The organism is Aquimarina agarivorans (assembly GCF_000218485.1).
GTDB lineage: Bacteria > Bacteroidota > Bacteroidia > Flavobacteriales > Flavobacteriaceae > Aquimarina > Aquimarina agarivorans.
Genome location: NZ_AFPB01000071.1, coordinates 1 through 2,607, shown reverse-complemented (window position 1 = coordinate 2,607; position 2,607 = coordinate 1). Strand labels below are relative to the sequence as shown.

1 protein-coding gene and 1 pseudogene are annotated in these 2,607 nt (G+C 29.0%); both read right to left on the bottom strand.

Going from position 1 to position 2,607, the window contains the following annotated elements; genetic code table 11:
• Positions 1-141 precede the first annotated feature (141 nt).
• On the bottom strand, positions 142-1,881 hold the full coding sequence (locus GMC_RS23390; protein ID WP_010520800.1) for a hypothetical protein: 1,740 nt from the start codon (positions 1,879-1,881) through the stop codon (positions 142-144).
• Positions 1,878-2,551 (bottom strand): annotated as a pseudogene (locus GMC_RS23385) (type II restriction-modification system restriction endonuclease). The gene GMC_RS23390 and the pseudogene GMC_RS23385 overlap by 4 nt, the downstream one beginning before the upstream one ends.
• Positions 2,552-2,607: the final 56 nt, after the last annotated feature.

Genomic DNA, 2,607 nt, shown 5'->3' with positions numbered 1-2,607 from the left:
AACGGTCTCGTGTATGAGTAGTAGCGGATTTCTACTCACAAACCTTTCGGTTTTGTACTGAACTTTGTTTTATGTTTATACTTTTGTTTTATCCCTTAAACCGCTATTACTTATACACAATGTTGGGCGTTCGTACTTTTTTTAGAACAGTGTAATTTGTTCATTTACATTATTTTTAATCATTTCCCCAAATTCTTTCCAATGTTCGTGTGTTAAGTCTGAAATAAAATCCTTTACATTCTCAAACTCATAATTTTCAAATGCTCTTTCAAAATCAATACGCATCAAAGTATCTTTATTAATTGACCTTTTTGAATCTGAAAATATAATTGATTTTAGAAACTTTTGAACTAAATCTGAATTCACTAAAAAATGAGCAATCTGTGCCATTTTATGGTTGTCAAAGCCAATAAAATAACAAGTATCATCAAGCATTATCGTTTTAGAATCCTTTGGACTCACTAATGTGAAATGCGTTGATTTATAAAGTCCTGAAATGGCAACTTTATATTCTGCAAATGAATAATCTCCAATTCCAAATATTGAGAAGTTTGGTTTGTTTTTATAAATAGACGACTTACGTTTATCAAAATATTCTTTGTGCGAATTCAAATATTGGTAGGTGAGAGGTAAATTTTCTTTAATATAATTTGTTTCCTGTCCTATTTTTTTTTGAGTGATTATTGTAAGTTTCCTATAAGTATTGGTTTTATCGGTTTTTAAATCAGAACTTTTTAATAATCCAAAGACCAATTTTTTTTCAAGATTAATTTCTTCTCCCAACCCATTAACATAATGACCATTTACAGATTCAAGTTCCATAACTTTTGAACAGTCGTGTTTTACTCCAGAACGCCAAGTAAATATTGATTTACCATCTATAATACTTGATTCGTCATAGTCGCTAACTGAAAAAACAAACTTTTCTTTGTACCAACCAAAAGTTGTTAAATACTCTTGACTATAAAAGTCAAGTTCTTTGCAAGTAAAATCTGGTTTTGTGTTTAAATGTGTAAGAAATAAACAAGCATTTACAGAAACATTAAATTCCTTTTTTGAATCAATGTTTAATTTTTCAGAATTGCTAATTTTAAAACAGTTTCTTTTTTGGTCTTGAATAAGGTTTTTGACGACAGAATTTTTAATTAAAAAGGCAAAAATTCCATTATGATTTTCAAAAGATTTTAACATTATCAAAGAAATATATTCTCCGATGTCAAAGTTTCCTTTTCCTGTTATTGCTTCAAATCCACTATGCTTTTTAAAGTTAGACTTTTTAGGTAGGTTTTTTGAATCTATTGAGCCAAGTTCAGAATTAGTTACCCAAGGTGGATTACCAATAACTAATGTTTTTAAGTCAGAAGTAGATTTTGCTAATTGGTTATAATCAAATTCAAAAGCATTTCCGTGAATTATATCAATTTCAGGTTTGTTAGTTTCTTTGTTTATTAGGTAATAATCAAGGATTTTAAATTTAGTTTCCCAAACATAAGGCTGATAGATTTCAACACCTACAATTTTTTTGAGTGAGTTAGATTGCTTAATTGAAGCAAGAATAAAATTGCCTTTTCCACAAGTAGGTTCTAATATAAACTCAAAACCTTTTTGTTTAAGAAACGCATATTTAGCAACTTGTTCAGCAAGATTTTCATTTGTTTGAAAATCTCCATATTCTCTTCTGTTGGGTTCTGAAACAATTGAACTGTTTTCTTTTAACTTTTCTAATAACTCCGTTGCTTCTTCCTGTGAAGTGAAGAAGGTATTAATTCCACTAACTTCTCTTACAATATTATTAATTTGATTAAAATCAAATAGAGTTTTTAAATTCTTTTGAAAGAATTTTAATGATGAATTAGTTATATGTGTCTCAAAACAAATCATTTAGTAACTTTATCTACGACTTTTGTAATTCCATCAACAATATCAGTTAGATTTACTACTCTTGCATATTGCAATCTCCATTGTAAGGCGTTTGATATGGTCAAATAACCTTGTTTTGGCGTATTGTTTAATATTTGGTCTGCGATTAAGCCAAGGGTAATATCATCTGCTGGAATATTTTTGTCATTAAGATAAGCAATAATATCTTCTTTGTTTGCTCCATCTTTTACCATTTCTCTTAATCTATATGTTGTTGTATAATCTGCTGTTCTTTCTTTGTCGAGATATGAACAACTTACAAAGTCAAGTTTGGCAGAACTTGTGTTTGGGTCATCAACTTTGTCGTAAACAAAAACAAGTAGATTATAACCTAAACCAAATATTTTTGTTTTGCATCTTTGAATGGACTTGAAGATTGTGGTTGTTTTTTAGAAGTTACTTTTATATCAGTTTGGATATTCACTCCTGGCAAGTCAATTCCTTTTGCAGAAGAACCATTTTCATAAGTATAGCGGTCTTCAAGATATTTTTTGAATTTATGTTCTATATAAGTTCCAACTGCTTTTCCATCAGTTACTCCATACAGGTCTTGGTTCGCATATTTTGACTCTATGTCACAAAATTCTTTTGCAGATTTTTTTAGAGATTCTATTGTTAGATTTGGATTCATTAATTTTATTTCCTTTTATTTTGTTTCAAAGTTACGGTTTTTCTTGTATGACGCCC